Origin of the sequence: Zhihengliuella sp. (genome assembly GCF_031178195.1) — a bacterium.
In the GTDB taxonomy this organism is placed as follows: Bacteria; Actinomycetota; Actinomycetes; order Actinomycetales; family Micrococcaceae; genus Zhihengliuella.
Genome location: NZ_JAPSJL010000003.1, coordinates 64,370 through 90,028, shown reverse-complemented (window position 1 = coordinate 90,028; position 25,659 = coordinate 64,370). Strand labels below are relative to the sequence as shown.

General features: G+C 72.5%; 20 protein-coding genes and 1 riboswitch. Of the genes, 12 read left to right on the top strand and 8 right to left on the bottom strand.

What is annotated here, in order from left to right; translation table 11 throughout:
• Positions 1 to 6: 6 nt before the first annotated feature.
• Positions 7 to 1,296, bottom strand: a complete 1,290-nt coding sequence (gene glyA / locus RIN46_RS05470) for a serine hydroxymethyltransferase (RefSeq protein ID WP_309080472.1) — start codon at positions 1,294 to 1,296, stop codon at positions 7 to 9.
• A gap of 82 nt (positions 1,297 to 1,378) precedes the next feature.
• Positions 1,379 to 1,464, bottom strand: a riboswitch (ZMP/ZTP riboswitch).
• A 159-nt stretch (positions 1,465 to 1,623) separates the two neighbouring features.
• On the opposite strand from glyA, the gene purU reads away from it, so the two are divergent.
• Positions 1,624 to 2,484, top strand: a complete 861-nt coding sequence (purU, locus tag RIN46_RS05465; RefSeq protein ID WP_309080473.1) for a formyltetrahydrofolate deformylase — start codon at positions 1,624 to 1,626, stop codon at positions 2,482 to 2,484.
• A gap of 789 nt (positions 2,485 to 3,273) precedes the next feature.
• Here the strand turns inward: purU and rlmC are convergent.
• Positions 3,274 to 4,413 (bottom strand): 23S rRNA (uracil(747)-C(5))-methyltransferase RlmC, encoded by a 1,140-nt coding sequence (gene rlmC / locus RIN46_RS05460; protein ID WP_309080474.1) that lies wholly within the window; start codon positions 4,411 to 4,413, stop codon positions 3,274 to 3,276.
• 57 nt (positions 4,414 to 4,470) lie between these two features.
• Here rlmC and RIN46_RS05455 point away from each other — a divergent pair, with 57 nt between their 5' ends.
• The 3 genes from RIN46_RS05455 to RIN46_RS05445 all read left to right on the top strand — a co-directional run bounded on the left by RIN46_RS05455 (position 4,471) and on the right by RIN46_RS05445 (position 7,123).
• Positions 4,471 to 4,995 (top strand): gamma carbonic anhydrase family protein, encoded by a 525-nt coding sequence (locus RIN46_RS05455; RefSeq protein WP_309080475.1) that lies wholly within the window; start codon positions 4,471 to 4,473, stop codon positions 4,993 to 4,995.
• 113 nt (positions 4,996 to 5,108) lie between these two features.
• Positions 5,109 to 5,816, top strand: coding sequence for a helix-turn-helix domain-containing protein (locus RIN46_RS05450; RefSeq protein ID WP_309080476.1), 708 nt, complete (start codon positions 5,109 to 5,111; stop codon positions 5,814 to 5,816).
• Positions 5,813 to 7,123: an MFS transporter gene (locus tag RIN46_RS05445; protein WP_309080477.1), complete on the top strand. Its 1,311-nt coding sequence runs from the start codon at positions 5,813 to 5,815 to the stop codon at positions 7,121 to 7,123. The genes RIN46_RS05450 and RIN46_RS05445 overlap by 4 nt, the downstream gene beginning before the upstream one ends.
• Positions 7,124 to 7,132: 9 nt before the next feature.
• Here RIN46_RS05445 and RIN46_RS05440 read toward each other — a convergent pair whose 3' ends face one another.
• The gene (locus RIN46_RS05440; RefSeq protein ID WP_309080478.1) at positions 7,133 to 8,119 is read right to left on the bottom strand and encodes a bile acid:sodium symporter family protein; all 987 of its coding nucleotides are present in this window, start codon (positions 8,117 to 8,119) and stop codon (positions 7,133 to 7,135) included.
• A gap of 250 nt (positions 8,120 to 8,369) precedes the next feature.
• Between RIN46_RS05440 and RIN46_RS05435 the strand changes: the two genes are divergently transcribed.
• Genes RIN46_RS05435 through RIN46_RS05420 form a run of 4 tightly spaced genes read left to right on the top strand, consistent with a single transcriptional unit; the run spans position 8,370 to position 13,647 of the window.
• The gene (locus tag RIN46_RS05435) at positions 8,370 to 10,058 is read left to right on the top strand and encodes an ABC transporter substrate-binding protein (RefSeq protein WP_309080479.1); all 1,689 of its coding nucleotides are present in this window, start codon (positions 8,370 to 8,372) and stop codon (positions 10,056 to 10,058) included.
• Positions 10,059 to 10,088: 30 nt separating this feature from the next.
• On the top strand, positions 10,089 to 11,027 hold the full coding sequence (locus RIN46_RS05430; protein WP_309080480.1) for an ABC transporter permease: 939 nt from the start codon (positions 10,089 to 10,091) through the stop codon (positions 11,025 to 11,027).
• Entirely contained in the window at positions 11,024 to 11,941 is a 918-nt protein-coding gene (locus RIN46_RS05425; RefSeq protein ID WP_309080481.1) for an ABC transporter permease, read from the top strand. The genes RIN46_RS05430 and RIN46_RS05425 overlap by 4 nt, the downstream gene beginning before the upstream one ends.
• A complete protein-coding gene (locus RIN46_RS05420) occupies positions 11,938 to 13,647 on the top strand; it encodes an ABC transporter ATP-binding protein (RefSeq protein WP_309080482.1) in 1,710 nt (569 codons plus the stop codon). Before RIN46_RS05425 ends, RIN46_RS05420 begins: the two co-directional genes overlap by 4 nt.
• A gap of 124 nt (positions 13,648 to 13,771) precedes the next feature.
• On the opposite strand, the gene RIN46_RS05415 is transcribed toward RIN46_RS05420, so the two are convergent.
• Complete coding sequence (locus RIN46_RS05415; protein ID WP_309080483.1) at positions 13,772 to 15,997, bottom strand: NADP-dependent isocitrate dehydrogenase; 2,226 nt, start codon at positions 15,995 to 15,997, stop codon at positions 13,772 to 13,774.
• A gap of 280 nt (positions 15,998 to 16,277) precedes the next feature.
• Between RIN46_RS05415 and RIN46_RS05410 the strand changes: the two genes are divergently transcribed.
• The gene (locus tag RIN46_RS05410) at positions 16,278 to 17,333 is read left to right on the top strand and encodes a BadF/BadG/BcrA/BcrD ATPase family protein (protein ID WP_309080484.1); all 1,056 of its coding nucleotides are present in this window, start codon (positions 16,278 to 16,280) and stop codon (positions 17,331 to 17,333) included.
• A 91-nt stretch (positions 17,334 to 17,424) separates the two neighbouring features.
• Here RIN46_RS05410 and purH read toward each other — a convergent pair whose 3' ends face one another.
• The 4 genes from purH to RIN46_RS05390 all read right to left on the bottom strand — a co-directional run bounded on the left by purH (position 17,425) and on the right by RIN46_RS05390 (position 22,371).
• Positions 17,425 to 19,098: a bifunctional phosphoribosylaminoimidazolecarboxamide formyltransferase/IMP cyclohydrolase gene (purH, locus tag RIN46_RS05405; protein WP_309080485.1), complete on the bottom strand. Its 1,674-nt coding sequence runs from the start codon at positions 19,096 to 19,098 to the stop codon at positions 17,425 to 17,427.
• A gap of 115 nt (positions 19,099 to 19,213) precedes the next feature.
• Positions 19,214 to 19,777 (bottom strand): hypothetical protein, encoded by a 564-nt coding sequence (locus RIN46_RS05400; protein ID WP_309080486.1) that lies wholly within the window; start codon positions 19,775 to 19,777, stop codon positions 19,214 to 19,216.
• Positions 19,778 to 19,933: 156 nt separating this feature from the next.
• Entirely contained in the window at positions 19,934 to 20,917 is a 984-nt protein-coding gene (locus RIN46_RS05395) for a DUF4303 domain-containing protein (RefSeq protein WP_309080487.1), read from the bottom strand.
• Between the two features lie 161 nt (positions 20,918 to 21,078).
• The gene (locus RIN46_RS05390; RefSeq protein WP_309080488.1) at positions 21,079 to 22,371 is read right to left on the bottom strand and encodes an Nramp family divalent metal transporter; all 1,293 of its coding nucleotides are present in this window, start codon (positions 22,369 to 22,371) and stop codon (positions 21,079 to 21,081) included.
• 283 nt (positions 22,372 to 22,654) lie between these two features.
• Here RIN46_RS05390 and RIN46_RS05385 point away from each other — a divergent pair, with 283 nt between their 5' ends.
• The 3 genes from RIN46_RS05385 to RIN46_RS05375 all read left to right on the top strand — a co-directional run bounded on the left by RIN46_RS05385 (position 22,655) and on the right by RIN46_RS05375 (position 25,643).
• A complete protein-coding gene (locus tag RIN46_RS05385; RefSeq protein ID WP_309080489.1) occupies positions 22,655 to 24,007 on the top strand; it encodes an MFS transporter in 1,353 nt (450 codons plus the stop codon).
• Positions 24,008 to 24,070: 63 nt separating this feature from the next.
• Complete coding sequence (locus RIN46_RS05380) at positions 24,071 to 25,375, top strand: S8 family serine peptidase (protein WP_309080490.1); 1,305 nt, start codon at positions 24,071 to 24,073, stop codon at positions 25,373 to 25,375.
• Between the two features lie 10 nt (positions 25,376 to 25,385).
• Positions 25,386 to 25,643: a hypothetical protein gene (locus RIN46_RS05375; protein WP_309080491.1), complete on the top strand. Its 258-nt coding sequence runs from the start codon at positions 25,386 to 25,388 to the stop codon at positions 25,641 to 25,643.
• Positions 25,644 to 25,659 lie beyond the last annotated feature (16 nt).

Here is a 25,659-nt window from a genome sequence, read left to right as displayed (position 1 = left end):
CCCCGCTTACCATTCCTCGTGCCCCGGGTAGAGCGGGAAGGCCTGCGCCAGGGCGTCGACGCGCGCCTTCAGGGCCTCCTTGTCCGCCTCCTGCCCCTTGAGGAGCGCGGTGGCGATGATGTCGGCGACCTCGGAGAACTGCTCGGCGCCGAAGCCGCGGGTGGCGAGCGCCGGTGTGCCGATGCGCAGACCGGAGGTGACCATCGGCGGGCGCGGGTCGAACGGCACGGCGTTGCGGTTCACGGTGATCCCGATCTCGTGGAGCAGATCCTCGGCCTGCTGGCCGTCCAGCTCGGAGTTGCGCAGGTCGACGAGCACCAAGTGCACATCGGTGCCGCCGGTGAGGACGGAGACGCCGGCCTTCGCGACGTCGTCCTGGGTCAGGCGATCGGCGAGGATCCGGGCGCCCTCGAGGGTGCGCGCCTGGCGCTCGGCGAACTCCTCCGAGGCGGCGATCTTGAAGGCCACGGCCTTGGCGGCGACGGCGTGCATCAGCGGCCCACCCTGCTGGCCCGGGAAGACGTTGGTGTTGATCTTCTTGTAGAGCTCGAGGTCGTTGGTCAGGATCAGACCGGAGCGCGGCCCGGCCAGCGTCTTGTGGACCGTGGAGGAGACGACGTCGGCGTGCTCCACCGGGTTCGGGTGCAGGCCCGCGGCGACGAGGCCCGCGAAGTGCGCCATGTCGACCCAGAGCTTGGCGCCGACCTCGTCGGCGATAGCGCGGAACTTCGCGAAGTCCAGCTGGCGGGGGTACGCGGACCAGCCGGCGATGATGACGTCCGGCTTCTCGGCGATGGCCTGCTCGCGCAGCTTGTCCATGTCCACCGTGAACGTCTCCGGGTCGACCTCGTAGGCGGCGACCTCGTAGAGCTTGCCGGAGAAGTTCAACTTCATGCCGTGGGTCAGGTGGCCGCCGTGGGCCAGCGAGAGGCCGAGGATCTTGTCGCCGGGGTTGATCAGCGAGGCGAGGACGGCGGCGTTCGCGGAGGCGCCCGAGTGCGGCTGCACGTTCGCGTACTTGGCGCCGAACAGCTCCTTGGCACGGTCGCGGGCGAGATTCTCGGCCACGTCGACGTGCTCGCAGCCGCCGTAGTAGCGGCGGCCCGGGTAGCCCTCGGCGTACTTGTTCGTCAGGACCGAGCCCTGGGCCTCGAGGACGGCGCGCGGAGCGAAGTTCTCCGAGGCGATCATCTCGAGGGTGTCGCGCTGGCGGCCCAGCTCCTTCTCCAGGACCTCGGCGATCTCCGGGTCCAGTTCGGCCAGCGGGCGGTTGGTCACGGTCGAGTCAGTGCTCAATCTGTGCTCCTAGGTGTTTCGGATGCGGGCAGTAGGTGCGGCTGTGCAGGTCAGACAGGGATCAGCTCCGATCCCCCTACCAACCCTGGGCCCAGGCGCGCGGTCCATGGTCAAAAAGAATGCCGCTCCCCGGTGGTGCTCCACCTCACGCCAGTCGCGACGAGCCAACTCTACCCAACGGCACCCGCCGGCGTCTCGCCTTCCGGGGCGGGTCCGTCACACTCCCTCATGAGCGGTGCGCGGCCCACGGCGGTGCCCTTCGCCCCGCCCCCGGCGGTGGGACGAGGACGACGACGGGGCGGGCCGCACGCGGGCTAACCTAGTGCGGTGAGCTCGAATCCGAATCCCCACCAGTACATCGTCTCGCTCTCCTGCGCGGACCAGCCGGGCATCGTCCACGCCGTTTCGGGCGCGCTGATGGAGACCGGGTGCAACATCGCCGAGTCCCAGCAGTACGGCTCCCCGGAGACGGGGCGGTTCTTCATGCGCGTCCAGGTGACGACGACGACGGGCCAGGCCGCTGTCGAGGCCGCCCTGGCGCCCGTCGCCGACGCATTCGAGATGGAGCTGGATGTCTTCGACTCCGCCCGGCCGGCGCGGACGCTGATCATGTGCTCCAAGGCGGGCCACGCGCTCAACGACCTGCTCTTCCAGCAGCGGGCGGGGATGCTGCCGATCGAGGTGCCGCTGATCGTGTCCAACCACCAGGACCTGCGCCCGCTGGCCGAGTTCTACGGAGTGCCGTTCGTGCACCTTCCCGTCACCGCCGACAGCAAGGCCGAGGCCGAGGAGAGGCTGCTGGCGCTCGTGGCGGAGCACCGGATCGACCTGGTGGTGCTGGCCCGCTACATGCAGATCCTCTCCGACGATCTCTGCCGCGAGCTCTCCGGGCGGGCGATCAACATCCACCACTCGTTCCTGCCGTCGTTCAAGGGCGCCAAGCCGTACCACCAGGCGCACGCGCGCGGCGTGAAGCTCATCGGCGCGACCGCCCACTACGTCACGGCGGACCTCGACGAGGGGCCGATCATCGAGCAGGAGGTCATCCGCGTGAACCACGCCCGGACGCCCGAGCAGTTCGTCGCGATCGGGCGTGACGTAGAGGGACGCACCCTGGCCCAGGCCGTGCAGTGGCACGCGGAGCACCGGGTCCTGCTCGACGGCTCGCGGACCGTCGTCTTCAACTAGGTCCGGCACCTGCCGCGTTCGGGCGTCGGCAACTCCGGCTGCAGCGGCGCCGGGCCGGCCGCGCAGCCGGACCGCGGCGAAGGCAACCAGCGCCGCCGCGCTGACGCCGTAGAGCACCGCGCCCCACACCGCGTGGTCGCCACCCGACGTGAGGAAGGTGTCGGCGATCGCCATACCCGCCGGGAACGAGGCGAACCAGTGCGACGGGCCGGCCAGCGCCACCACCAGCAAGCCGACTAAGGCGACCCGGCGCGCGCCGGCATCCGGCCGGCGGGCGGCGGTCAGGTTGGCCGCCGCCGCTGCGCACCCGAGCACCGCCCAGAGGAGGACGAGCGGCACGGACATCGACTCGTTCGCGCGCTCGACCTCGGCGTAGATCTCGTCGAGGGCCACTCCGGGCACTGCCGCCAACGGATTCCACACGAGGGTCTGCAGGACTCCCGCGATCGCATACCCGGCGACGGCGACCAGGCCCACGCTCGCGGTGAGCACCGCGCCCCGACGACGCTCCGTCCTCCGCTCCATGCCGCTCTCCCCCACTGTCGACTCCTCCGTCCCGCTCCGGTCCAGCCAGCGTCTCACGTCACCCCTTCGGACGGGAGAGCCCACGCGACGGGCCAGAAGAGCACCACTTGCTCTCCGAGGTGCCGGATGAGCACCGCTTGCCCCGCGAGATGCCGGATGAGCACCGGTCGGGGCCGATGATCGGTGCCGGAGCGGCATCTCGCGATGGGTGAGGTGCCGGAGCGGCATCTCGCGACGGGTGAGGTACCGAGGCCGCCCCCTCGGTTAGGCGCGGGCCAGCAGCGTGATGACCTCATAGTGGTTTGATTGCGGGAACATGTCCATCACGCGCGCCTTGACTGGCTTCAGCGAGGGCATCCGCTCGAGGTCCTTCGCCAGGGTCACCGCGTTGCAGCTCGAGTAGAGGACGTGCTGCACGGCCGAGTCCTCGAGCCAGCCGGCCAGGTCGGGGCCGATCCCCCGCCGCGGCGGATTCACCACGACGAGCTCCGGGACGTCGGACGGGTCCGCGCCGAGGGCGAACTCCGTGGCGTCGGCCGCGGCGAAGTCGACGCCGCTCAGCCCCAGCTCGTCCCGGGTGAGCTCGGCGCTCGCGACGGCCTCGGGACTCAACTCGATCCCCGTGACCCGTCGCCCGCGGTTCCGGCCGCCAGCGAGGTGCAGGGCGAAGCCGCCGACCCCGCAGTAGAGGTCCCAGACGCTGTCGGGGTCGACCTCGTCCACCCAGGCCCTGCCCTGCCGGTAGAGCGCCGCCCCGACGTCGGTGTTGGTCTGGAAGAAGCTGCGCGGGCGCAAGTGCAGGCCGATTCCGTTGACCTCCATGGTCAGGGAGGTCTGCCCGGTGAGGGGGACCTCCGTCTCGCCCTCGAGCACGGCCTTGTGCTCCGGCTGGAGGTTGGCGCTGACGACGCGGAGCCCCGGGAGCCGCTCGAGCAACCCGGGCAGGTGCTCGCGCAGCACCGGGACGAGGGCCTCGCTGCGCAGGACGAAGCGGACCATGAGCTCGCCCGAGGGCGCCTCCGTGACCAGGAGGTACTTCAGCTCCCCGGTGCGCCGGACGACGTCGTAGGGCGTCAGGCGGGCGGCGCGGATCAGGTTGGAGAGCACGCGGAGGGCCTCCTGGAGGCCCGGGCCGATCAGGCCGCAACGGCGCAGGTCGACGCCGTGGCCGTCGGCGTCGAGGATTCCGACGACGGGCCGGCGCGTGGTGCCGGAGACCACCATCTTGGCCTTGTTGCGGAAGCCGGCCTCCGCACCCGCGTACGGCGGCAGCCAGTCGACGGCCGGGTACCGCGCCAGGAGCTGCCGGCAGTGCGCCTCCTTGCCGGCGACCTGCTCGGCGTGCGGCTGTCCCATGAGGATGCAGGAGCGGCAGCGTCCGGCGTCGTAGTAATGGCACTGCATCCGTCCAGTCTAGGAGTGCGGCGGATGCCTCATCGGCCTGCGCACTAGGCTGGAGGCATGGCTCACATCATCACCATCGACAGCAGGACCCCGGCCGTCGCGCCGACCGCCTTCGTCGCGCCGACGGCGGTGCTCAGCGGGGACGTGAAGATCGGCGACGGCGCCAGCGTGTTCTACGGCGTCTCGGTCCGCGGCGACTCGGACGCCATCCGCATCGGTGCGCGGAGCAACCTGCAGGACAACGTCGTCGTGCACGCGGACCGCGGGGTGCCGTGCACGGTGGGCGAGGGCGTCTCGGTGGGGCACTCGGCCGTCCTGCACGGGTGCACCATCGGCGACGACTGCCTGATCGGCATGAGCGCGACCGTCATGAACGGGTCCGTCATCGGCGCCGGGTCGCTGGTGGCGGCCGGCGCGCTCGTGCTGGAGGGGACCCAGGTGCCGCCGCGCTCACTGGTCGCCGGCGTCCCGGCGAAGGTCCGCCGCGAGCTGACCGACGATGAGGTGGCCGGACTGCGCACGAACGCCCAGACGTACCTGGTCCTCGCCGAGAAGCACCGGGACGCCTGCAGCTCGTCCTGACCTGCGGCGCGCGGGCTCCGCATGGGACCGGCGCCGCACCGGCTCACGAACCACCCCGGCCTCATCCTAAAGGAGTCTTGCTAAAGACATCTTTAGATGGTTACGTTGGGGCTATGGAAGCCCAGAGGCCTGCCGCTCGGCGCGGCGAGAAGGCCACCTCCGACCCGCGCCAGATCCGGGCGCTCGCCCATCCCACGCGCCTGTCCCTGCTGGACTACCTCGGCACGGTCGAGCAGGCCACGGCCACGGAGTGCGCGGCCGCGGTCGGCGAATCGGTGGCCAGTTGCTCCTTCCACCTGCGCTCGCTGGCGCAGCACGGCTACATCGAGCCCGGCGAGCGCCGGGGTCGCGAGAAGCCCTGGCGCAAGGTATTCGACTCGCACTCGCAGCGGGTGGACCCCGAGGTGCCGGGCTCCGCCGCCGCCGTCGGCGCCATCGCGGCGCTGACGGTGGACCGGGAGGCCGCCCGGCTCCACGGCCTCGTGGACCTGCTGCCGGAGATGCACCCGGACGACGTCGACCTGAACGTCCTGACGACGTCGTCCTTCTACGCCACCGACGAGGAGCTCGCCGAGCTGCGGGACACCCTGACCGACCTCGCCGAGCGCTTCGCCGGACGGTTCCGGGACCCGGGGCTCCGGCCGGAGGGCGCTCGGCTGGCGCACCTGTTCGGTGCGCTCTCGCTCGACCCCGCCGGTCTGCGCCACGGCGCCGACCGCGCCGCGACCCCACTCGCCGAGGCGGCACCCGCCGAGGCGGCACCCGCCGAGGACCTGGCCGGCGCTGAGGACAGCGCCGACGCCTCCGGGGCGACGCGATGACCGACCCGGCGGTGGCGACCGCTGCAGCGCCTGCGCTCCCCACCGCCCCCGGGCCCGGGTCGTCGCCCTCCCCCGCACCGGAGCCGGAGCCTCGCCCCGTTCGGCACGGCGGCAACCGGGAGCTGCTCGCCGTCCCGGCCTACCGGCGCCTCCTGGCCGCCTGGACGGTGAGCAACCTGGGCGACTCGGCCCTCTACATCACCGCGGGCATCTGGATGAAGGTCCTGACCGGCTCCGACACGCTGGCGGCGAGCGTCTTCCTCGTCATGGGCATCCCGACACTGGCGGCCCCGTGGATCGGACTGCTGGCGGATCGCGTGCCGCGGCGGGGCCTGATGATCGCGAACAACATGCTCACGGCCGCCGTCGTCCTCGCCCTGCTGCTGGTGGAGCCCACGGGACAGCTCTGGATCGTCTACGCGGTGATGGCTCTCTACGCCGCGTGCGGGTTCGTCAACGGCAGTGCCCAGTCGGGCCTGTTGAAGGCGACGGTGCCCCCGCACCTGCTCGCGCCCGCGAACGGCCTCTTCTCCAGCGTCGACCAGTCGCTGCGACTGGTCGCCCCGCTGGCGGGCGCCGCGGTGTTCGGGATCTGGGGCATGGCCCCGGTGATCGTCGGCACCGCCGCGTTCTTCCTGGTCGGTGCGGGGCTGCTGCTCCGCGTGCCGGCGCAGGCCCTGGTCCGGGAGGACCGCACCCCGAACCTCCTGGCGGAGACGACGGCGGGATTCGTCGCGCTCTGGCGCCATCGGGGCGTGCGCGTGGCCACGCTGGTGATGGGGCTGGCGTGCGTGGGCGGCGGGATGACCAATTCGACGTCGTTCGCCGTCCTGGACCGCGGGCTGGACCTGCCGCCGGAGGCCCTCAGCGTCGCCGTCGCGCTGCAGGGCGTCTTCTCGATCATCGCGGGACTCAACGCGTCGCGGATCCTGAACCGACTCGGCTTCGCCCGCTCCCTGGGGTTCGGGGCGCTGGCCTTCGGCCTCGGCTACGGGGCGCAGATCTCGGGCCACCTGGCCGTGTGCCTGCTCGGGATCGTCCCGTTCGCGTTCGGGATCACGATCGTCATCGTCGCGGCCGCGACGCTCCGCCAGCAGGAGCTCCCGGACCGCCTGCAGGGACGCGGCGCCGCGGCGGCGAGCATGCTCGGCAACGGGACGCAGGCTCTCGCCGCTGGATTCGCGGCGGCGCTGCTCGACGTCGTCGATTTCCGCTGGCTGATCGCCTTCGGCGCCCTGTCGGCGATGGCCGGCATCCTGCCGCTGCTGGTCGGCTCCGTCCGGGCACGCCTCAACCGATCGCCCTGACAGCGACTGCTAGTCCGTGCTCCTGCGGCGCCAGTAGGCGGCGATGAGAGCGCCGGAGACGTTGTGCCAGACCGAGAAGACGGCGCCGGGCAGGGCGGACTCGGGCGCGAAGTACTGCGCAGCGAGGCCGGATGCCAGCCCGGAGTTCTGCATGCCGATCTCCACCGCCATGGTCCGGCGCGAGGCGACCGGCTGGCGGAACAGGCGCCCGACGCCGTAGCCGAGCGCCAGCCCGGCACCGTTGTGCAGCACCACGGCGAGCAGGATCAGCAGGCCGGCGGCGAAGATCGCCTCCGCGCTGCGGGCGACCACCACGACGACGACGAACGAGATCGCGAGCACGGAGACCCACGGCAGGACCGGCAGGACGGCGTCCACGGCGCGCGGCACCACCGCCCGCAGGACCAGGCCGAGCAGCACCGGGACGAGCACGATCTGCACGATCGACCACGCCATGGAGCCGGCGTCCACGGGCAGGTACTGCCCGGCCAGCCAGAGCGTGAGCAGGGGCGTGAAGATCGGTGCGAGCAGCGTGGAGACGCTGGTCATCGACACGGAGAGCGCCACATTGCCGCGCGCCAGGTAGGTCACGACGTTCGATGCCGTGCCGCCCGGTGCGCAGCCGACCAGGATCACGCCCGCCGCGAGCGCCGGGGACAGGCCGAGCGCCACGGAGACGAGCAGGCCGATCAGGGGCATGACGACGAACTGGGCCACGACGCCCAGGAGCACCGGCAGCGGGTGGCGCACCACCATCGCGAAGTCCGGGAACGTCAGGGTCAGGCCCATGCCGAACATGATGACCATGAGCAGCGGGTTGATCAGGAACGCGAGATCGACGAATGGCGTCGGCAGGAACAGTCCGACCGCGCCGCCGGCGATGATCAGGAGCGGGAACAGGGTGACGGCGATCCTGGCGGTGCGGTCCGCTGCCGGCGTGCGCGGCGCTCCCTGGCCGCGCGCGAGGTCTTCTCGAGAGTGCTGCGATGGGGACATGCCCCATACCTTGCCCCGGGCGCGCCCACTGGACAGAATCCGGCGCGTGGCGGCGCGCCAATGTGACATCCCGGCCCTCGAACCCCGCTGGGCTCGGCCGGCACCGCCCGGCGGGGTCTGCGGGCCTGCCGACCGGCGGGCCGACGTGCGGCGGGAGACCGCGTCCGTGCCGGACCGCGGTCTGGACTACCCTTGGACCGTCGTCCGGCACGGGCGACCCCTCACTCGGACCCGAAAGACTGCAACGCCTATGACTACGCAACGCCGGCACGGCACCACTCGCGGACCGCGCCTCCGGCAGCTGGCCGCACCGGCCGCCGTCGTCCTCGCCTCCACCCTGGCGCTGAGCGCCTGCTCCTCCGGCGGCACCGCCGAGGGCGGCGGCGAACCCGTCAGCGGGGGCACGCTGGTCTACGCGTCCGGCGACGCCGAGCCCACCTGTCTGGACCCGCACGTCGGCGGCAACTACCCGCAGGCGCTGCTGGCCTCCCAGTTCCTGGAGACGCTGTTCACCAAGGACGACGGCGGCGAGATCGTCCCGTGGCTCGCCACCGGCGCCGAGGTCTCCGAGGACGGGCTCACCGTCACGCTCGAACTGCGCGAGGGCATCGAGTTCACGGACGGCGCCCCGTTCGACGCCGCCGCCGTGAAGGCGAACATCGAGCACGTGAAGGACCCGGAGACCCTCTCCTCCACGGGCTACCTTGCCATGGCCAAGGTGGACACTATGGAGGCGCTCGACGAGCACACGCTGCAGCTGAACCTCTCCGCCCCCGACTCGGCGCTGCTCGAGTCGCTCTCCCAGCCGTGGGTGGCGATGATGTCCCCGGCCGGGCTGGAGCGCGGCATGGAGGGGAACTGCGCGGCACCCATCGGCACCGGGCCCTTCGTGGTGGACTCCTGGACCAAGCAGCAGTCGGTGGCCCTGAGCCGGAACGAGAACTACACCGTCCCGAACCCGGAGGCCGCCGCCGACCCCGAGCACACCGGGCCGGCCTACCTCGAGGGCATCGAGTGGCGGTTCATCCCCGAGTCCGCCGCCCGCTACTCGGCCCTGCAGGCAGGGACCGTGGACATGATCGACAACGCCCAGCCGGACACGATTGTCGCCGCCGAGGACGACGACGCGATCGAGCACCTCGACGCCCCGCGCCCCGGCGCCTCCAACCGGATCGAGCTGAATGCCTCGAAGGCACCGTTCGATGACGTCCGCGTCCGCGAGGCCTTCATCCGCTCGGTGAACGTGGACGCCGCCGTGAAGTCCCTTTTCTTCGGCACCGCCGAGCGCTCCTACTCCGTCCTCTCCTCCGTGGAGCCGATGGGCTACAGCGACGAGTCGCTGTTCGCGTACGACCCCGAGGAGGCCTCGCGGCTGCTGGACGCCGCCGGGTGGGACGAGCGCGACGCCGAGGGCTACCGCGTCAAGGACGGCGAGCGCCTGAGCGTGCACCTGCCGGTCTCCACGAACCAATCGGTGCCCGCCGAGCAGTCGCTGTTCCAGCAGCTGCAGGCCACCGCCAAGGAGGCGGGTTTCGAGGTCACGCTGGAGCTGCAGGACCTGAGCAGCTGGTACGAGGCGCTCGGAGCCCACGAGTACGACCTGGTCTCCGCCCCCTACACCAAGGTGGGCCCGGACGTGCTGCGGATCCTCTTCCACTCCGACTCCACCGTGCCCGCACCGTCGGGCTACTTCGCCAACCACGCGATGGTCCAGGACGAGGAGATCGACGCCTGGCTGGAGCAGGCCGCGTCCACGCAGGACGAGGCCGAGCGCGCGGATCTGTACGAGAAGGCGCAGCGGAAGATCCTCGAGGGGTTCTACGTCCTGCCGCTGTACGACCAGCAGAACCACTTTCTCTACTCCGGCTCGCTCGAGGGCGTGGGTGCGACGACGGCGGTGGCGACCCCGACGTTCCACGACGCCTGGCTGGCCGAGTAGTCCCGCCCGCGAGCTGGATCCGATGACCCGATGACGCGCTGGCTGCTGTCCAGGACCGCCGGGGGCCTGCTGGTCCTCTGGGCGGTGGCGACGTTGATCTTCCTCGGCATCCGCCTGGTCCCCGGTGACCCGGCCGAGGCGATCATGGGCGGTCCCGGGTCGCAGGCCCCGCCCGAGGCCCTGGAGGCGGCCCGAGTCGAGTACGGGCTGGACCGGCCGCTGCCGGTGCAGTACGCGGTCATGCTCGGGAACCTGCTCCGCGGCAACCTGGGCACCAGCTACTCGCTGCGGGTCCCGGTCGCGGACGTCGTCGGCGAGCAGCTGCCCGGGACGCTGCTGCTGGCCCTGCTGTCCTGGGTGCTGGCGTGGATCCTGGCCCTGGGTCTGGCCGTCCTCACCTCGCTGGCCCGCGGGCCGCGGTGGCGGCGGGTCGCCGATCGGATCGGCTCCGGCCTGGAGATCGTCGCGGCCGCGGTCCCGCACTTCTGGCTCGGCAGCGTGCTGGTGCTCGTCTTCGCGACGTCGCTGGGCTGGCTGCCGCCGGTCGCCGACGACACCGCCGCCGGACTGGTGCTGCCAGTCCTCACACTCGCCCTGCCGCTGGCCGGGTTCCTGGGCCAGATCATGCGCGAGTCGCTCGCCACGGCCCTCTCGAGTCCCTTCGCGCTCGCGGCCCGGGCGCGCGGCGAGTCCGAGGCCGGCGTGCTGCTCCACCACGGGCTCCGCCACGCGGCCCTGCCCGGCATCGGGCTCTCCGGCTGGGCCCTGGGCTCGTTGATCTCCGGGGCCGTGGTGGTCGAGTCCCTGTTCGCCCGCCCCGGCCTGGGCCGGACGCTCCTGAACGCGGTCACGGCCCGCGACGTGCCGCTGGTGACCGGCGTGGTCCTCGTCTCCGCGCTGACGTACGTGGTGGTCATGGCCCTGGCCGACCTCGCCGAGCGCCTCGCCGACCCGAGGATCTCCGCATGATCCCCGAGCTCTCCGCCACCACCACCGACGAGCGCGGCCGGCCCACCGAGCGCCTCGCTGCCCGCCGGAGCCTCGGCGGTCTCGCGGCCCGCACGGCGGGCGAGCTGCCCGCGCTGCTGGCCGGCGTCGTCGTGCTGTTCCTCCTCGCGGCCGTGGCGGCCCCGCAGTGGCTCGCGCCCGCGGACCCGCTGGCGATCGACCCCGCCGCCGCCTTCCAGGGGCCGGGCCCGGGGCACTGGCTCGGCACGGACGAGTCGGGGCGGGACCTCTACTCCCGCGTGGTCTTCGGTGCCCGCGAGTCACTGACGATCGGCGCGGCCGCCACCGCGATCGGGCTGGCCCTGGCGCTGCTGCTCGGCCTCCCGGCCGGGCTCACGGCGGGACGGGCGCGGCGGACGAGGTGGCTGGACACCGTGATCGGACGGGTGCTGGAGGTGCTCTTCGCGCTGCCGGGCCTGCTCCTGGCGCTCGTGTTCATCGCGCTGGCCGGGCCCGGACTGGTCACCACCGTGGTGGCCGTCGGCCTGTCCACCGCGCCCGGCTACGCGCGCATCATCCGCGGCCAGGTCATGCGGCTGCGGGACTCGGCCATGGTCGAGGCCGCCCGCGTGCTCGGCCGCTCCCCCGGGCAGATCCTGCTCCGGCACCTGCTGCCGAACGCGCTGGGCCCGGTGCTGGTCCTCGCCACGCTGGGCGTGGGGCAGGCCGTGGTGTGGGCGTCGGCGCTGAGCTTCCTGGGCCTCGGCACGCCGCCTCCCGCCCCGGAGTGGGGCGCCATGCTCTCCGCCGGACGGACCTACCTGCAGCTGGCCTGGTGGATGACCGTTTTCCCGGGGCTCGCGATCGTGCTGGTGGCGGCCTCGGCGACCGTGCTTGGTCGCTGGCTGCAGCGGCGGACGGAGGGCCTCCGATGAACGCCCCGGGGACGGAGCCGCTGGTCGACGTCGCGGGCCTGACCGTGCGCTTCGGCGCCGGGGAGCCGGTGGTGCGCGGGTTGGACCTGCGCGTGGCCGCCGGCGAGTGCGTGGCGATCGTCGGCGAGTCGGGCTCCGGCAAGTCCGTCACTGCCCGCGCGCTGCTCGGCCTCGCCGACAGTGGCGCGGCCGGTCCCGGCGGGCGTGCACGCGTCCACACGGACCGGCTCCGGATCCGCGGGCGGGACCTGCGCGGTGCGACGGCGGCCGAGTGGCGCCGCGTGCGCGGCGGGGAGGTGGGGCTCGTCCTGCAGGACGCGCTCGTCTCCCTCGATCCGCTGCGGACCGTCGGCCGGCACCTGGACGACGTGCTGCGCCTGCACACGGACCTCGGCCCCGCGAACCGAGCCCTGCGCGCCCGGGAACTGCTGGCCGACGTCGGCCTCTCCCCCGCCACGGCCGATCAGCGCGCCGAGCAGCTCTCGGGCGGCATGCGTCAGCGCGCGCTCATCGCGACGGCCATCGCGGCCGGCCCGGGCCTGCTCATCGCCGACGAGCCGACGACGGCGCTCGACGCGACCGTGGCCGCCCGTGTCATGGACCTCCTCGCCCGGCTGCGACGCCCGTCCGCCACCCGCCCCGGGGGCACGGGGCTCCTGCTCATCAGCCACGACCTGGCGGTGGTGTCCTCGGTGGCGGACCGGATCCTCGTCATGCGCGACGGGGAGGTCGTCGAGTCGGGACCCGCGGCGCAGGTCCTGGGCAGCCCGCAGCACGAGTACACGCGCCTGCTGCTCGCCGCCGTACCGGCCGGGAAGCCGCGCGGCACCCGGCTCACGGTGACCGAGCCGGCGCCCCAGTCGCCGTCTGGACCCTCTCCGATGCGGTCTGCACCGGCACCTTCCGTGCCGTCCAGCGGGAGGATGCCGCCCGCACCGGCGCTCTCGGCGCGGGGCCTGACGAAGACGTTCCTCCGTGACGGGGCACCCTTCGCCGCGGTCGACGGCGTGGGGTTCGAGCTGCCCGCCGGACGGACCGTCGGGCTGGTCGGCGAGTCCGGCTCCGGCAAGACCACCACGGCCCGTCTGGTGCTCGGCCTCGCCGAGCCGGACGCCGGGGAGGTCAGCCTGTTCGGCGAACGGTGGGTCGGCCCGGGCCTCCGCGAGCGGGACCGCCGCCCCCGGCGGGCGCAGCTCGGCGCCGTCTACCAGGACCCGCTCTCGTCCTTCGACCCGCGCGCCGACGTGGGCGCACTGCTGGCCGACGCCGCCACAGGTGGACGCAGCCGGAACGCGCGCCGGCATCGCGAGCGGATCCGGGAGCTGCTGGACGTCGTCGGCCTGCCGGAGGGCGTCGCGGCCCGGCATCCGCGCGCGCTCTCGGGCGGGCAACGGCAGCGGGTGGCCATCGCCCGGGCCCTGGCCCCGGGGCCACGCGTGATCGTCTGCGACGAGCCGGTCTCCGCGCTGGACGTCTCAGTCCAGGCGCAGATCCTGGATTTGCTCGATGACCTGCAGGAGCGTCTGGGCCTGAGCTATCTGTTCATCTCCCACGATCTGGCCGTGGTCCGCCACGTCAGCGACCACCTCCTGGTCATGCAGGGCGGACGCATCGTGGAGTCCGGGCCGGCCGAGGATGTCTTCGCCGACCCGCGGCAGGAGTACACGCGGCAGCTGCTGGCCGCCTCGCCGACGCTCGAGGGCTGACGCGTCCCCGCAGCGAGCGTCCGGGCCCCGATGCCGACGACGAGCAGCGCCCCGCCGTCCACGACTCGGTCGCGGACGGCGGGGCGCCGTCGTCGTACTGCTCTCCCGGGGAGCGCTCCGGCCGCTACTTGGCGGCCAGGTGCTCCAGCACCTTGTTGAAGGTGGCGGACGGACGCATGGCGGCGGACGCCTTGGCGTCGTCCGGGCGGTAGTAGCCGCCCAGGTCCACGGGGTTGCCCTGGACGCCGTTGAGCTCGGCGACGATGGTCTCCTCCTGGCCCACGAGGGCCTCGGCGACCGGCGTGAACGTCTCGGCCAGCGCGGCGTCCTCGGTCTGGTTCGCGAGTTCCTGCGCCCAGTACATGGCCAGGTAGAAGTGCGAGCCGCGGTTGTCGATGGTGCCCAGCTCGCGGCCCGGCGAGCGGTTCTCCATGAGGAACGTGGCGGTCGCGCGGTCCAACGCGGCGGCCAGCACCTTCGCCGCCGGGGCGTCCGCCTGCTCGGCGTACTTCTCCAGCGACGGCACCAGCGCGAAGAACTCGCCGAGCGAGTCCCAGCGGAGGTAGTTCTCCTCGACGAGCTGCTGGACGTGCTTCGGGGCGGAGCCGCCGGCGCCCGTCTCGAACAGGCCGCCGCCGGCCATCAGCGGGACGATCGAGAGCATCTTGGCGGAGGTGCCCAGCTCGAGGATCGGGAAGAGGTCCGTCAGGTAGTCGCGGAGCACGTTGCCCGTGACGGAGATCGTGTTCTCGCCGCGGCGCAGGCGCTCGATGGTGAACTTGGTGGCCTCGACCGGGGACATGATGCGGAGGTCCAGGCCCTCGGTGTCGAGCTCGCCCAGGTACTTCTCCACCTTGGCGATCAGGTTCGCGTCGTGCGCGCGCTCCTCGCTCAGCCAGAAGATGGCCGGCCAGCCGGTGTCGCGGGCGCGGTTCACGGCCAGCTTCACCCAGTCCTGGATGGGGGCGTCCTTGGTCTGGCAGGCGCGCCAGATATCGCCGGCGGCGACCTCGTGCTCGATCAGGACATTGTCCTTCGAGTCGAGGATCCGGACCGTGCCGGCCTCGGCGATCTCGAACGTCTTGTCGTGCGAGCCGTACTCCTCGGCCTTCTGCGCCATGAGGCCGACGTTCGGGACGGTGCCCATGGTGGTCGGGTCGAAGGCGCCGTTGGCGCGGCAGTCGTCGATCACGGCCTGGTAGACGCCGGCGTAGGACGAGTCCGGCAGCACGGCCAGGGTGTCGTCCTCCTCGCCCTCGGGGCCCCACATGTGCCCGGAGGTGCGGATCATGGCCGGCATGGAGGCGTCGACGATCACGTCGGAGGGGACGTGCAGGTTGGTGATGCCCTTGTCCGAGTTCACCATCGCCAGGCGCGGCCCCTCGGCCAGGCCCTTCTCGATCTCGGCCTTGATGCCGTCGCGCACGTCCTCGGCGACGTCGTCGAGCCCGTTGAGGATGGCGGCGAGGCCGTTGTTCTCGGACAGGCCGGCCGCGGCGAGGTCGTCGCCGTACTTCTCGAACAGCTGCGGGAAGTAGGCCTTGACGATGTGGCCGAAGATGATCGGGTCGGACACCTTCATCATGGTGGCCTTCAGGTGTGCGGAGAACAGCACGTTCTCCTCCTTGGCCCGGCGCACCTGCTCCTGCAGGAACTCGTCCAGTGCGGCGGCGCGCATGACGGTGCCGTCGATGACCTCGCCGGCGATGACCGGCAGCGCCTTCTTCAGGACCTTGACCGTGCCGTCGGCGGCGACGTGCTGGATGGAGAGCGTGTCCTCGGCCTCGATGACCACGGACTTCTCGTTGGACGCGAAGTCGTCCCGGCCCATCGTGGCCACGTTGGTCTTGGAGTCGGCCGACCACTCGCCCATGCGGTGGGGATTCTGGCGGACGTAGCTCTTCACCGACTCCGGGGCGCGGCGGTCCGAGTTGCCCTCGCGCAGGACCGGATTCACGGCGGAGCCCTTGATCTTGTCGTAGCGGGCGCGGATGTCGGTCTCCTCGTCCGAGGCCGGCGAGTCCGGGTAATCCGGGACGGCGAAGCCCTGCGCCTGCAGCTCGGCCACGGCGGCCTTCAGCTGCGGCACCGAGGCCGAGATGTTCGGGAGCTTGATGATGTTCGCCTCGGGCGTCTTCGCGAGATCGCCCAGCTCGGCCAGTGCGTCGGCCTGGCGCTGGCCCTCCTCCAGGTAGTCGGAGAACGTCGCGACGATGCGGCCGGCCAGCGAGATGTCCCGGGTCTCCACCTCCACGCCCGCGGTCGAGGCGAACGACTCGACGATCGGCAGGAACGAATACGTCGCGAGCATCGGCGCTTCGTCGGTGTGGGTGTAGATAATCTTTGCCATTGGCGCGGCATCTCCCTCAGGGTCTGTGGGTTCTCGGTCAGCAGGCATCGTGCGCCCCTGCATCAAACACCCCCAATTTACCCGAGTGCGTCCGCGATCCCCGCTCCGGGTTTCATCGCCCCGTCTCACCCCGGCCCGGGCTCGAGTACGACGACGGCGCTAGGCTGGGTCGTGCGGCCGTCGCCGGCCAGCCGCTCCCCCGCGGAGTCCGTCGAGTCCCGCGCCGGCCGACTCCCCGCCCCTTCCCGTCGTCGTCCCCCCGATCAGGAGCCCGGATCCGATGCCCCACCGCCAGAGCACCAGCGGCCCAGCCACCGGCGCAGCCGACAGGGACACAGCCAACGGGGGCACTCCCGACAGGGCCACAGCCGACAGGGACACAGCCGACGGGGGACGCGGAGGGATCGAGCACGTCGCGATCGACGGCGGCCAGACCGGCGTGCGCGCGCAGGTGCAGCGCACCGGCGTCGAGCGTCCCGAGGTCGTCGAGTTCCCCGGCCTCATCACGGACCGCCCCGTCGCCGAGCAGGTGGTCGACGTCGTGCACCGGATCGCTCGGGGTTCCAGCCTCGCGCTGGTCTCCGCCGGGCTCAGCGGCATCACCGACACCCCCGCCGCCGCCGCGTCGCTCCTCGACGGGGTCCGGGACCTCGGCGTCCGCTCCGTCGTCGTCGCGCACGACTCCGTGACCTCCTACCTCGGCGCCCTCGGGGACACCACCGGCGCCGTCGTGGCGGCCGGCACCGGAGTCGTCACGCTGGCCGTCGGCGCCGAGGCCACCGCGCGGATCGACGGCTGGGGCTACAGCATGGGGGACGCCGGCAGCGGGTTCTGGATCGGCAGCCGGGCGCTCGACGCCGTCATGCGGGCCCACGACGGCCGTGGCCCGGCGACCGCGTTGACGCCGGTGGTGGAGGAGGAGCTCGGGGCGCTCGAGCACGCGTACATCGTGCTGCAGAACGACCCGGCGCGGGTCAGCCGCACCGCCGGTTTCGCCGCCGCGGTCGCCGCGCTCTCCGAGACCGACGAGGTGGCCGCGCGGATCTGCGACGAGGCCGCCGAGCAGCTCGCCCTGTCCGTCTCGACGGGGCTGCACCGGGTTGGGTCCGGGCCGGCCGGATCCGACGGCGGGGCGGCGCCGACGGTCTGCTATCTCGGTGGGGTGCTGCACGGGGAGCGGGTCCGCCGCGGCGTCACCGAGATCCTGCGGGCCGAGTGGCCCGAGCTCGAGATCTGCGAGCCGCGCGGAACGGCGCTCCACGGAGCCGCCGCCCTCCCGTCCGTCGCCCCGGGCAGTGCGCTGCGCGCGCAGGTCGCGTTCGCGACGGCCTCCTAGCAGCCCCGCGCCCGACGACGGCGGGCGGCCACCCGAGGGTGACCGCCCGCCGTCGGACTGTTCGCTGCGCTGCCTCTCGGTGCACCGACTCCTAGTGGAAGAAGTGGCGCGTCCCGCCGGTGAAGTACATCGTGATGCCGGCGGCGTTCGCGGCGGCGACCACCTCGTCGTCGCGGACCGACCCGCCGGGCTGGACCACGGCCTTCACGCCGGCGTCGATGAGGATCTGCAGGCCGTCGGCGAACGGGAAGAACGCGTCCGAGGCCGCCACGGCGCCGCGGGCACGCTCCGGCGAGGCCGTGCCCTCGACGTTCTCCGCTCCGCCGGCGGAGTCCGCGCCGGAGTCCACGGACACGCCGAGCGTGTTGGCCCGGGTGATGGCCAGACGGCAGGAGTCCAGCCGGTTGACCTGGCCCATGCCGATGCCGACGGCGGCCCCGTCCCTGGCCACGAGGACCGCGTTGGACTTCGCGGCACGCACCGCGCGCCACGCGAAGGCCAGGTCGGCGAGGGTCTCCTCGTCGGCAGCCTCCCCGGCGGCCAGCGTCCAGTGCTCGGGGGCGTCGCCGTCGGCGTCGATCGCGTCGCGCTGCTGGACGAGCGCACCGCCGGAGATCTGCCGGGTCTCGGCCGGGTAGCGGTCGAAGCCCTCCGGCAGCTGGAGCAGGCGGATGTTCTTCTTGGCGGAGAGGATCTCGACCGCCTCCGGCTCGAAGCCCGGGGCGACGACGACCTCGGTGAAGATGCCCTTGACCGTCTCGGCCATGGCTTTCGTGACGGGCCGGTTCGCGGCGATCACCCCGCCGAAGGCGGAGACCGGGTCGGTGGCGTGCGCCTTGGCGTGGGCGTCGGCGATCGGGTCGGTCGCGCCCGGCGTCGCGACCGCGATGCCGCAGGGGTTGGCGTGCTTGATGATCGCGACCGCGGGGTCGACGAAGTCGTAGGCGGCGCGCACGGCGGCGTCGGCGTCCACGTAGTTGTTGTAGCTCATGGCCTTGCCGTGCAGCTGCTCGGCCTGGGCGATGCCCGCCGGCGCGGTCGGGTCCACGTACAGGGCGGCGGGCTGGTGCGGGTTCTCGCCGTAGCGCAGGACCTGCTCGCGCTCGAGCGTCAGCGCGGCGAACGCCGGCCAGCCCTGCGCGTCCTCGCCCGCGTCGTCGCCGAACTGGGCGGCGGTCCAGGCGGCGACGGCGGCGTCGTAGGCGGCCGTGTGGGCGAACGCGGCCGCCGCGAGGCGCTGGCGCTCGGCGAGGGTGAAGCCGCCGGCCCTGGCGGCCTCGATGACGCGGCCGTACTTGGCCGGGTCGACGACGATGCCCACCGACGGATGGTTCTTGGCGGCGGCGCGGACCATCGAGGGACCGCCGATGTCGATCTGCTCGACGACGGCGTCCTGCTCGGCGCCGGACTTCACGGTGTCGACGAACGGATAGAGGTTCACGACCACGAGGTCGAACGGCTCGACCTCGAGCTCCTGGAGCTGCCGGACGTGGTCCTCCAGGCGGCGGTCGGCCAGGATGCCGGCATGCACGCGCGGGTGGAGCGTCTTGACGCGGCCGTCGAGGCACTCGGGGAAGCCGGTGATCTCGGAGACCTCCGTGACGGGCACGCCCGCGGCGGCGATGCGTGACGCCGTCGACCCGGTGGAGACGATCGCGACGCCCGCCTCGTGGAGCCCCTGGGCCAGCTCCTCCAGCCCCGATTTGTCGTACACGGAAATGAGGGCCCGGCGGATCTCCACGCGGTCGGGGGCGGTAACGCTCACAGATGTCTCCCTGGGGTCGGAGGGGGCGGACGGCGCGGCGCAGTGGGGCCGGCGCTCGGTGTCGCGGACCAGTCTACCGAGCGCCGTTCCGGCCCCCGCCCATGTGTCGAGCGGGCTACTCGGTCACCATCTCCCCGTCCGGCGAGACGGCGTACCAGACGTCGTTGACGCCCTGCCCCGTGACGTCGCCGGGCGCCTCGTCCTGCGCGAAGTAGTACAGCGGCATCCCGTTCAGCGTCAGGTGCTGCTCGCCGTCGGGCGACTCGATCGTGCCGACCGTCCCGGTGATCTCGTCCGACGCCGCGGGCTCGGCACCCTCCGCCGTCGCGATCGGCCACGCCGTGAGGCAGTCGCCGGTGCAGGCGCTGGTCTCGGTTCCCTCGGTGTCGTTGGTGAAGACGTAGAGCGTCATCCCCTCCTCGTCCGTCACGACGGTGCCGAGCTCGGTCTCCTGGGTGGAGAGCTCGAGGCCGTCCACCGGGGCGACCTCCATGTCGTCGATGGGGGATTCGCTCGTCTCCACCGGCTCGCTCGCGCCGCCACCGCCGTAACCGCCGCCACCGCCGGCGTCCCCGCCCTCGCCGCAGCCGGCGAGAACGAATGCGGCCGCCGCCGTGAGGGCCAGCGCCCTCCACGCCCGCCCGGCGGGTCCGTTCCTGTTCTCGTTCCGCGTCTCCATGACTCGCCCCTCCCGTTCGGTGCGGGCCGGACGCGGCTGTCCAGGCTGGGCAGTCCCACCGGCCCTCAGCTCAGACGGTACTTCTGCGCCTCGGGTGTCGATACCCGGCGGCGGGGACACCCAGCGAACTCCCAGCCAGATGCCTCACCGGCCGGGTCAGACGGTCTCGGCATCGAGCTCCAGCGGCTCGAGGTCCGGGAAGTGCCGGGCCAGCTGCTCGGGCGTCAGGCACCGGCGCAGCAGCTCGTCGGCGTGGTCGCTGTCGGAGACGAAGGCCACCAGCGGGAGGCGTTTCCGGGCGAGCTCCTCGCGGGCGGCGACGACGGCGTCGATCAGCACCCGGTAGTACTTCCGGGCCGCCTCCTCCCATCCGAGTTCGACGACGGCGCCCGCGAGCCGCTCGTTCCACGCCTCGGCGTGGCCGTCGTCGAAGAGGTCCATCGAGCACCAGTGCCAGTCGGTCGGGTCCCAGCGACGCGAGTAGTAGCCGCTGCCCTCGTCGAAGTCCTCGTCCACCGCCTCCTGGAGCGCGATGTCGGCGGCGACGCCGTCGAGCTCCGCATCGAGTTCCGCCTCGAGCTCGGCGTCCAGGTCGGCCTCCGGATCGGCGCCGGGCTCCGACGCCGGGTCCGGGCGGGCCCCAGCGCCCCGCCCCCCGGCGGTTCCGCCGTCGTCGCCCCCGGCGGCGCCGCGGACGGCGTCACCCCGTCGGCCCGCCCCCCGCGACGGGTCGTCGTCCCCGGGGCCGTGCGGAGCCGAGCCGTTCAGTCCGGCCTCGCCCGCGCCGGAACCGTCGAGGTGGGCGCCCTCGGGTTCGCCGGCGTCCGCCGCCCCCTGGCGCGGCCCGTCGTCGTCGAGGCCGGGCGTCATCTCGCGCAGCCGGTGCTCGCGCAGGACCTCCGCGTCGAAGGCCCGCACCTCGCCCGTCTCCTCGCGCTTGTCCCGGGCCAGGGCCTCCTCGGAGTTCAGCGCGAGGACAGGAACCTCCAGCGCCTCCGGCTCGTCGGTGCCGTCGGAGGCCGTGGCCTCCAGAGCGAGCCCGTAGAAGGACTGCTTGGGGTGGTCTGCCACCACCTGGCGCGCGATCCGGACGACGGCGGAACGGATCTCGCATTCGAAGAGATTCCAATCAAGTTCCATATCCAGACACTACCGCCGACGGATGTGACTTGGAACTCATTTCGCGCGGATTTCCCGAAACGACGACGGCGCCGGGAGCCGCCCGCGCGGGCCCGCCGCACCCCGCGGCGGACCCGCGCACCGGCGCTGCCGGCGCCGTCGTCCCGTGTCCTCCCGCCGCGTCAGCCGGCGACGGCCTCCACGATGGTGGAGACGAGGTTGTCGAGGCCCAGCCACACGAAGAGCGCGGCCGTGAGCCCGAGCGCCAGGTTGGAGTACCAGCGGTTCCTCCACTCGGCCGGGATCCCCCACCTGGTGCCGTTGAGCAGCGGCAGGAGCGTGATCGCCAGGAAGGGCATGAACAGCGCGCCCATGGCACCGTAGAGCAGCACCAGGGCGATCGGCTTGCCCAGCATCAGCAGCAGCATCGGCGGGAAGGTCAGCCAGATCAGGTAGAAGCGGAAGTACTTGCCGTGCGCGCGGGCATCCGGGTGGTCGGAGCCCTTGCCGCGGAAGTTGGCCCAGAAGTCGGCGAACATCAGCGAGACGCCGTTCCACACACCGATCACGGAGGAGAAGGCCGCCGCGAAGAAGCCGATCAGGAAGATCTTCGCGATGACCACGCCGTAGCGCTCCTCGAGGACGGCCATCAGGTCGATCATGCCCTCGTCGCCGGCGGAGACCTCGACGCCCGCGGCCCGGACGACCTCGGCGCCGACGATCAGCATGGAGATCACGAAGATGCCGGTCATGACGTAGGCCATGTTGTTGTCCAGACGCATGACGCGCATGAACTTGGGCGCGTACCAGCCCTTCTCGCGGAGCCAGTAGCCGTAGGCCGCGAGCGTGATGGTGCCGCCGACGCCGCCGGCGAGCGCCAGCGTGTACAGGAGGCCACCCTCCGGCAGGCGCGGGACGAAGCCCGTGACCAGCTCCGGGAGGTTCGGGGCGGCGATCACGGCCAGGCCGACGATGGTGACGAACATGATGCCCACCAGGACGGCCGTGATCTTCTCGAAGACGGCGTAGCGGTTGAACCACACGAGGACGAAGCCGGCGATGCCCGTGGCGATCGCGAAGACCCACAGCGGGACCGCCGGGAACAGCGCGGCCAGCGGGAGCGCCGTCGAGGACATCGCCGAGGCGCCGTAGACGATGCCCCAGACGATGATGTAGGGGCCGAAGTACCAGAGCGGCCAGCGGCCGAGGCTGCGCCACCCCTCGAGGATGGTCTTGCCCGTGGTGATGGAGTAGCGGGCGGCGCCCTCCACCAGGATGATTTTGAGGATGATGCCCAGCACCACGGCCCACAGCAGCGTGTAGCCGTAGCGCGAGCCGGCGGCCAGGGTGGCCACCATGTCCGCGGCGCCGACGCCGGTGGCGGCGACCACCAGGCCGGGTCCGACGACCTTCCATTTCTTCGGTGGCTCCAGGCCGCCCGTGTTCGGCGGGCCGGCCGGGGATTGAGTGCTCATGCGGAGCTGTCCTCCTGGTGTCGGTCGAGTCGTGTCCCCCGCGCGCCACCCCGGACGGAGGGGTACGACGGCGGGCCGGGCCGCCGTCGCGCCCCTCCCCTGCGCTCCGGCGGCCGGCACGGGAACGTCCCGGACGGCGTGGTCCGGGCCACAGGGTCCCGTGCGGCAGACACCACCCTAGGGCACGGCCCCCGCTACGCTGGGGACGGATGCCCACGGCGTCCGTCCACATTCGAGACGCACCCGGCAGGGTGCCCACTGACGGAATCGAGGCGATAGGTCGTTGACGAACGAATTCCGCAGGCTTCCCACCGGTGAGGCGGTGGTCCAGGACCTCCCGTGGCGCTGGCGGGTGCAGGGGAAGATCTTCCTGATCGGCGGCCTCGGCTTCATGTTCGACGCCTGGGACGTCACCTTGAACGGAGCCCTCATCCCGCTCGTCGCCGAGGAGTGGGATCTGGAGCGCACGACGGCGGCGCTGCTGAGCACCGCGAACCTCATCGGCATGGCGGTGGGGGCCTTCCTCTGGGGCACGATCGCGGACCGCGTGGGCCGCAAGAAGGCGTTCACGTGGACGCTGCTGATCTTCTCGCTGTTCACGGTCGCCGGCGCCCTGTCGCCGTCGTTCGAGATGTTCGTCCTGTTCCGCTTCCTCGCCGGCGTGGGCCTGGGCGGCTGCATCCCGGTCGACTATGCACTGGTGGGCGAGTTCACGCCGGCCCGCCAGCGCGGCCGGGTGCTCACGGCGATGGACGGGTGGTGGCCGGTCGGCGCCGCGCTCGCGTTCTTCGTGACGGCCCTGATCCAGTCCACCGCGGACAACTGGCGGCTGGTCCTGCTGACCATGGTCCTGCCGGCGCTGCTGGTGTTCTGGGTCCGCCGCGGGGTGCCCGAGTCGCCGATGTACCTGATCCGCCAGGGGCAGAGCGCTCGGGCCGCGGAGGTCATCGACGACCTGGTGGCCCGCACCGGCGGCTCCCCCGAGCCCTACACGCTGCCGGACCCGCAGGATGCGCCGCGGATGTCGCCCGGGTCCATCGGCGAGCAGCTGGCGGGGATCTGGCGCTACGACTGGAAGGTCACGGCCGCCGCCTGGAGTCTCTTCTTCACGGTCCTGCTGGTCTACTACCTGGCGCTGACCTGGATGCCGACCATCCTCTCCGACGCCGGCCTGTCCCAGGTGGCGTCCTTCATCGGCACCGCCGGCATGGCGGCGGTGGGTCTGCTCGGCGTCGTCGTCTCCGCGCTGCTGGTCGAACGGGTGGGTCGGAAATGGCTCCTGGGCGTGACGGCTCCCCTGTCGGTGGCGGTGCTCCTCGTGGTGGCCCTGACCCTCGGGACCCCGTCGGTCGCCGTCGGGTGGCTGCTGGTCTTCGGCTTCGTGATCCAAATTGCCATACCCGTTCTCTACGCTTACGTCTCAGAGCTCTACCCCACTGAACTGCGGGGGTCCGGCTTCGGCTGGGCGTCCACGTTCAGCCGGGTCGGCGCGGGTGTGGGACCGCTGGCGTTCGTGGCGGTGTGGCCGGTCATCGGCCTCGCCAACGCGTTCCTGATCGCCGGGGTCCTGCTGCTGGCGGCGATCGGCTGGATGGCCAGGTTCGCACCTGAGACCAAGGGGCGGATCCTGCACTAGGCGCCGGAGCCTGATGCGAGCCGGGCAACCGCCCGGAGCAGAGGACGACGAAAGGAATGTCCCGTGTACCTGCCGAATGAGCCCTTCTCCGTCTCGGTCAATCCGGGGCGGTTCGTGGTGGTCTTCGACTCCGACGACGCCGACGTCCTCACGACGGGCGCCCCCGACTACCTGACCCGTCAGGGCTTCTCCACGGAGCAGTACTTCCCGCGGCTCGGCATCGCGGTAGTGGAGGGCGAGCCGGGGCGGATGACGGCCTTCCAGACCGAGAGCGTCGACCAGCGCCGCAGCGTCGCCGTCGTGCCCGAGCTCAGCTACCACGTGCTCGACGGCGGTCGGCGGCGGGCCCAGCCCCGCCGGGCCGCCATCGGAGCCTGCCCGCCCGCGCCCGCCGCCGCGGGGGCGTCCGAGTCCGCCCCTGCCGCCCGGCCGGGCGTCCCCGGGTTCGCCGCGCCGGGCGCCGACCCGCTGCGGCCGGCGTCCGCGGCGGCTCCGACCTCGTTCGCCGACACCGACGAGCTGACCTGGGGGCTCCAGGCCGTCCGCGCCGTCGAGTCGGGCTACACGGGCGCCGGGATCCGCGTGGCCGTGCTGGACACCGGCTTCGACCTGGGGCATCCGGACTTCGCCGGGCGCCAGGTCACGGCCGAGTCCTTCGTGTCCGGCGAGGACGCGCAGGACGGCCACGGCCACGGCACCCACTGCATCGGCACGGCCTGCGGGCCCCGGGACCCGGACTCGGGCCGCGGGTACGGCGTCGCGTCCGGCGCGGAGATCTACGCCGGCAAGGTGCTCGGCAACGCCGGCTCCGGCTCGGACGCCACCATCCTGGCCGGCATCGAATGGGCCCTGCAGAACGACTGCCAGGTCGTCTCCATGTCGCTCGGCGCGGACGTCCAGCAGGTGCACCCGCCGTACGTCACCGCCGGCCGGCGGGCCCTCGAGCAGGGATCCCTGATCGTGGCCGCGGCGGGGAACAACGCGCGGCGCTCCGGCGGGAACCCGGGCTTCGTCGGCACCCCCGCGAACAGCCCCTACGTCCTGGCGGTGGGCGCGGTGGACGCGAACCTCGGCATCGCCGAGTTCTCCGCCCGCACCCTCGACGGACGCGGCGGGCAGGTCGACCTGGCCGGCCCGGGCGTGGACGTGTACTCGTCCTGGCCGATGCCCGAGCGCTACAACACCATCAGCGGCACGTCGATGGCGACGCCGCACGTCGCCGGCGTCGCGGCGCTGCTCGCCGAGGCCACCGGGTTCCGCGGCCGCGAGCTCTGGGCAGAGCTGGTCCAGGAGGCGCAGCGGCTCCAGCTGCCCTCCGTGGACGTCGGATCGGGACTGGTCCTGTCGCCGCCGCCGGCACAGGACTAGTCTCGACCCTGTGGAGGATTCACATCAGGTGCGCGTCGTCGAGTGGGTCGTCTCGGTCGACGACGCGCACGTCGGCCGCGTCGACGACGTCGCGGCGGCGCTCGAGGGTGCGGGGCTCGCCGTCGAGTCGGTCCTGAGCGCGCTCGGGATCATCTGCGGCCGGGCAGACGCCTCCTGCGCCGACGCCCTGCAGCGGATCGAGGGCGTCGCCTCCGTGGCTCCGGGACAGCCGGTCCGTCTCGACCCGCCCGACTCGCCCGTCCAGTAGGCGCCCCGCGGCGGCC